This is a genomic window from Vannielia litorea (assembly GCF_018424695.1).
GTDB lineage: Bacteria > Pseudomonadota > Alphaproteobacteria > Rhodobacterales > Rhodobacteraceae > Vannielia > Vannielia litorea_A.
Genome location: NZ_QTNQ01000145.1, coordinates 1 through 5,089 on the forward strand (window position 1 = coordinate 1; position 5,089 = coordinate 5,089).

Here is a 5,089-nt window from a genome sequence, read left to right on the forward strand (position 1 = left end):
GGCGGGGGAGGTGAGATACGTTCAGACCCACGGATGCCGCCGCGACACTTTCACCTCCGCCTCTGGCCTTCCGGGCAAATCGTCCTTATCTGCCACCCCACGCGCTTGCATCGCCCCAGAGCGGGCCATAGGGTGCGCGCCGAAACGCCCGGGCCATGTGCGCGGACAGGACACAAGAACAACAAGGAGCCTCCATGCAGGGCTTTGAATCCATCATTCCGCTGATCCTGATCTTCGGGATCATGTACTTCCTCCTCATCCGTCCGCAGCAGAAGAAGCTGAAGGACCATCAGGCGATGGTGGCGGCGCTGCGCCGGGGCGACCAGGTGATCACCCAGGGCGGGATCGTCGGCAAGGTGACCAAGGTGCGCGACGACCAGGAAGTGGAAGTCGAGATTGCCGAGGGCGTCAAGGTGCGGGTGGTCAAGGCGACCGTGGCACAGGTGCTCAACAAGACCGAACCGGCTGCCGACGCAAAGTCGTAAGGCAGGCCGCGGGCAACTCTCGGCGGGGGCAGGATGCTTCAGATAACCTTTTTCAACCGGCTGGTGATCTGGCTGCTGGTGGCCGCGGGGCTGCTGGCGGCGATGCCCAATGCCTTCTACTCCCGCGTGGAGAGCCACAACGATGCGGTGGCGGCGATCGAGACCACGGGCGCGACGCCCGAGCTTGAGGCCGATGCCGCCAGCTGGCCGGGATACCTGCCGAACAACCTCGTCAACCTCGGGCTCGACCTGCGGGGCGGCGCCCACCTGCTGGGCCGCGTGCGGGTGGAAGAGGTTTATGCCGACCGGATGACGGCGATGTGGCCCGAGGTGCGCAATGCGCTGCGCGATGCGCGGGGCACCATTGGCACCATCCGCCGGGTGGACGGCCCGGAAGACCAGATGCGCATCCGCATCCAGAACGCCGATCAGATGGCGGCGGCGATGGACATCGTGCGCGGGCTGGCGCGGCAGGTCGTTTCGCTCAGCTACCCGGGCGCGACCGACATTGACGTGAGCGCCGAGGGCGATGTGCTGGTGGTGCAGCTCAGCGAGGCCGAGCGGGAGCTGAGCGACCAGCGCACGGTGCAGCAGAGCCTCGAGATCATCCGCCGCCGGGTGGACGAGGTGGGCACGCGCGAGCCGACGATCCAGCGGCAGGGCGCGGACCGGATCATCATTCAGGTGCCGGGCATCGGCTCGGCGCAGGAGTTGAAAGACCTGATCGGCACCACCGCGAAGCTGACCTTCCATCCGGTGGTGCAGCGGGTGTCGAACGCGCAGGCCGATGCGACCGGCCGCACCATCACCCTGCCAAGCGCCGACCCCACCGAAGAGGGCGTGTTCTACGTGCTCGAGGAAAGCCCGGTGGTGAGCGGCGAAGAGCTGGTGGATGCGCAGCCCGACTTCGACCAGAACGGGCAGCCTGCGGTGAACTTCCGCTTTAACGCCTCCGGCGCGCGCAAGTTCGGTGATTATACCGCCGAGAACGTGGGCAGCCCTTTTGCCATCGTGCTGGATGGCGAGGTGATCAGCGCCCCGGTGATCCGGCAGCATATCCCGGGCGGCACTGGCATCATTTCGGGCAGTTTCACGGTGCAGGAAAGCTCTGACCTTGCGGTGTTGCTGCGCGCGGGTGCGCTGCCTGCGGGCATGGATTTCTTGCAGGAACGCACAATTGGCCCCGAGCTGGGGGCCGACAGCATCCGGGCGGGCACGATTGCCTGTATCGTGGCCTTTGCCGCCGTGCTTATCTTCATGGCGCTCAGTTACGGGCTGTTCGGGATTTTCGCCAATATCGCGCTGCTCATCAACGTGGGGCTGATCTTTGGCCTGCTCAGCACCATCGGTGCCACGCTGACGCTGCCGGGCATCGCCGGGATCGTGCTGACCATCGGCATGGCGGTGGATGCCAATGTGCTGGTGTTCGAGCGAATACGCGAGGAGCTGAAAACCGCGAAGGGGCCGAGCCGTGCCATTTCGCTGGGCTACGAGAAGGCCCTGAGTGCGATCATCGACGCCAACATCACCACCTTCATCACCGCCGCGATCCTCTTCGTGCTCGGCTCCGGCCCGGTGCGGGGCTTCTCGGTGACGCTGGCGCTTGGGATCATCACCTCTGTGTTCACCGCGATCTACGTGACGCGGTTGATGATCGTGATCTGGTTCGAGCGGGCGCGGCCCAAGACGATTGAGGTGTAGACCGATGCGTTTGAGACTTGTCCCCGCCGAAACCAACATCAACTTCTTCGCCGCCCGCAAGGTGACCTTTGGCGCCTCGATGGTGCTGATGGTGCTGTCGGTCGTGGCCTGGGTGGCCATGGGCCTGAACTTCGGGATCGACTTTCAGGGCGGCACCACGATCCGGACCGAGAGCAGCCAGCCAGTGGATGTGGCCGCCTACCGCGATGCCCTTCAGCCGCTGGAGCTGGGCGATGTGGCGATTTCGGAGGTTTATGACCCGACCTTTGCCGAAGACGAGCATGTGGCGATGCTGCGCATTCAGGCCCAGGAGGGCGAGGAGAGCGCCGGAAACGAGATGGTCGCCAATGTCGAGGCCGCGCTTCAGGGGGTGGATGAGAGCATTCGGTTTACCTCGGTCGAGAGCGTGGGCCCCAAGGTGAGCGGCGAGCTGGTGCAGAGCGCCGTTCTGGCGGTGCTGGCCGCGCTCGGGGCGATCATGGTTTATATCTGGCTGCGCTTCGAGTGGCAGTTCAGCCTTGGTGCGGTTGTGGCGCTGTTTCATGACGTGCTGCTGACGATCGGCCTCTTTTCGGTGCTCCAGATCAAGTTCGACCTCGCCACCATCGCCGCGCTGCTGACCATTGTGGGCTACTCGATCAACGACACCGTGGTGATCTTCGACCGGGTTCGGGAGAACCTTATCAAGTACAAGAAGATGGCCCTGCAGGACGTGATGAACCTGTCGGTGAACGAGACGCTGAGCCGGACGGTGATGACATCCGGCACCACGTTGATTGCGCTGATCGCGCTGCTGGTTTTGGGCGGCGACGTGATCCGGGGCTTTGTCTTTGCCATTACGTGGGGCGTGGTCGTCGGCACTTATTCGTCGGTGTATGTGGCCAAGAACGTGGTTCTGATGCTGGGCACCAAGCGCGACTGGAGCAAGCCCACCGACGGGCCGGGCGGCACGCAGTTTTCCACCTCGGATGCCTGACGCGCTCGCTGCCGCTCTGGCGGTGCCGGGCGTTGGCTGGCTGCTGGTGGCTGCACTGGCGGCCGGGTTGGCCTATGGGTTTGCGGGGTTCGGCGCGGCGCTGATCTTCATGCCGGTGGCCGCCGCCCGGGTGGGGCCGGTGGAGGCGGTGACGCTGGAGGCCTGCATGGGGCTGGCCAGCGTGGTGACGGTGCTGCCGCGGGCGCTGAGGCTGGCGGACAAACGGGATACCGGCGTGCTGCTCGCGGCCTCGATCATCGGGCTGCCGCTGGGCACCTACCTTCTGAAAGTGGTGGACCCGGCGCTGATGCGCTGGGGCATCTGCGGGGTGGCCGCGGTGACGCTCTGCGCACTGGTTGCGGGCTGGCGGCGCAAGACGGAGGACACGCGCGGCGCGCTGCTGGGCGTGGGCGCTGCCTCGGGGGCGCTTGGCGGCGCGACGGGGCTGACGGGCCCCGTTATGATCCTGTTCAAGCTGAGCGGGCAGGGGAGCGCGGCGGAGGTGCGTGCCTCGACGATTGCCTTTCTGACGCTGCTTTCCATGCTGCTTTTGCCCGCGCTGTGGATTCAGGGGCTTCTCCGGGTGGAGGCGCTGTGGCTCGCGCTGCTGGTGGTGCCGGTTTACGCGGTGGGGGCGCTGACGGGGCAGGCGCTGTTTCGCCCGCAGATGGAGGCGCTTTACCGGCGGGTGGCCTATGGGCTGATCGGCCTCGCGGTGGCAATGAGCCTGCCGGTATGGTGAGGGGGGCGCGATGATGTCGGCCTTTGAGGCGGCGTGGGGCGTTGAAGGCTTCTGGTGGCTGGTGGCGATCATCGGGGTGGCCGGGCTGGTGCGCGGCTTTGCGGGCTTTGGCACCGGCATGGTGTTTATTCCGCTGGCCTCGATCTTTCTGGACCCGCTCTGGGTGCTGGCCGCTGTCATTGCCGTGGATGTGGCGGGCTCGGCCCCGGTGCTGCCGCGGGCGATCCGGGATGTGCGCGGGCGTGACCTTGGCTGGATGCTGGCGGGCTGCGTGGTGACGCTGCCGCTGGGCACTTATGCGCTGACCGCCTCCGACCCTGCGGTGTTTCGCTGGGGCGTGTCGGGCCTTGCGCTGGCGCTGGTGGCACTGCTCATTTCGGGTTGGCGGCACCATGTGGAGTTTGGCCCCAGGGGGCTGGCCGGGGTGGGCGCGGCCTCGGGCTTTCTGGGCGGCTTCGTCGGCATGCCCGGCCCGCCGGTGGTGCTGGCCTATCTTGGCGGGCAATACCGGCCCGAGCGGGTGCGGGCGACGACGCTGCTGTTCATGCTCACCTTCGTGGCGATGCTGGGCGTGGTCTTTGCGCTCCGGGGTGTGCTGGAATGGCCGGGGATCGCGCTCGGAATACTGCTGATCCCCTCCTATGTGGCGGGCAACCTTGCCGGGCAGGCGCTGTTCGACCCGGCCAGGGCGCGGCTCTATCGCGCGGTGGCCTATGCCGTCTTCATTGCGTCGGCCCTTGCGGGGCTGCCGATCTTTGGCGATTAAGGCCCCATGCGGATCAACGAAGTGGAATTCAGGGGCGAGATGCCGGTTGAAGGTTACGGGCCGGGCTTCTGGCGCGTGGGCGGCGAGGTCATTCACGGCCCGGTGCTCATCGGCCCCGGCGGGCTGCATGACTGGGCCGGGCTGGAGGATGCCGCCGCGCTGGTGGAGATGGCCGGGCGCGTGGATGTGCTGTTTCTGGGCATGGGCGGCGAGATTGCCCCGGTGCCGCGCGCCCTGCGCGAGGCCGTGGAGCTGACCGGACAGGGGCTGGATGTGATGGCCTCGCCCACGGCAGCGCGCAGCTACAATGTGCTGCTCAGCGAGGGCCGGCGGGTGGCCGCGGCGCTGATTCCGGTGGGCGGCGTTTGAGCCTTCTGGCCACAGAGGGGCTGGCGGTGGCACGCGGCGGGGTGCCGGTG

At 66.8% G+C, this 5,089-nt stretch carries 6 protein-coding genes; all 6 read left to right on the forward strand.

Annotated elements, in window-relative coordinates; genetic code table 11:
* Positions 1–194 precede the first annotated feature (194 nt).
* Genes yajC through DYI42_RS23140 form a run of 6 tightly spaced genes read left to right on the forward strand, consistent with a single transcriptional unit; the run spans position 195 to position 5,039 of the window.
* Positions 195–485 (forward strand): preprotein translocase subunit YajC, encoded by a 291-nt coding sequence (yajC, locus tag DYI42_RS23115; protein ID WP_213549377.1) that lies wholly within the window; start codon positions 195–197, stop codon positions 483–485.
* Between the two features lie 33 nt (positions 486–518).
* The gene (secD, locus tag DYI42_RS23120; protein ID WP_213549378.1) at positions 519–2,186 is read left to right on the forward strand and encodes a protein translocase subunit SecD; all 1,668 of its coding nucleotides are present in this window, start codon (positions 519–521) and stop codon (positions 2,184–2,186) included.
* 4 nt (positions 2,187–2,190) lie between these two features.
* On the forward strand, positions 2,191–3,162 hold the full coding sequence (gene secF / locus DYI42_RS23125) for a protein translocase subunit SecF (protein ID WP_213549379.1): 972 nt from the start codon (positions 2,191–2,193) through the stop codon (positions 3,160–3,162).
* On the forward strand, positions 3,155–3,904 hold the full coding sequence (locus DYI42_RS23130) for a TSUP family transporter (protein WP_213549380.1): 750 nt from the start codon (positions 3,155–3,157) through the stop codon (positions 3,902–3,904). Before secF ends, DYI42_RS23130 begins: the two co-directional genes overlap by 8 nt.
* Before the next feature lie 10 nt (positions 3,905–3,914).
* On the forward strand, positions 3,915–4,670 hold the full coding sequence (locus tag DYI42_RS23135) for a sulfite exporter TauE/SafE family protein (protein WP_213549381.1): 756 nt from the start codon (positions 3,915–3,917) through the stop codon (positions 4,668–4,670).
* Between the two features lie 6 nt (positions 4,671–4,676).
* On the forward strand, positions 4,677–5,039 hold the full coding sequence (locus DYI42_RS23140; protein WP_213549383.1) for an Mth938-like domain-containing protein: 363 nt from the start codon (positions 4,677–4,679) through the stop codon (positions 5,037–5,039).
* Positions 5,040–5,089: the final 50 nt, after the last annotated feature.

What these genes read in the sequence shown, in the direction of transcription:
- yajC (WP_213549377.1), top strand. Translation starts at nt 195, where the DNA reads ATGCAGGGCTTTGAATCCATCATTCCGCTGATCCTGATCTTCGGGATC.
- secD (WP_213549378.1), top strand. Translation starts at nt 519, where the DNA reads ATGCTTCAGATAACCTTTTTCAACCGGCTGGTGATCTGGCTGCTGGTG.
- secF (WP_213549379.1), top strand. Translation starts at nt 2,191, where the DNA reads ATGCGTTTGAGACTTGTCCCCGCCGAAACCAACATCAACTTCTTCGCC.
- DYI42_RS23130 (WP_213549380.1), top strand. Translation starts at nt 3,155, where the DNA reads ATGCCTGACGCGCTCGCTGCCGCTCTGGCGGTGCCGGGCGTTGGCTGG.
- DYI42_RS23135 (WP_213549381.1), top strand. Translation starts at nt 3,915, where the DNA reads ATGATGTCGGCCTTTGAGGCGGCGTGGGGCGTTGAAGGCTTCTGGTGG.
- DYI42_RS23140 (WP_213549383.1), top strand. Translation starts at nt 4,677, where the DNA reads ATGCGGATCAACGAAGTGGAATTCAGGGGCGAGATGCCGGTTGAAGGT.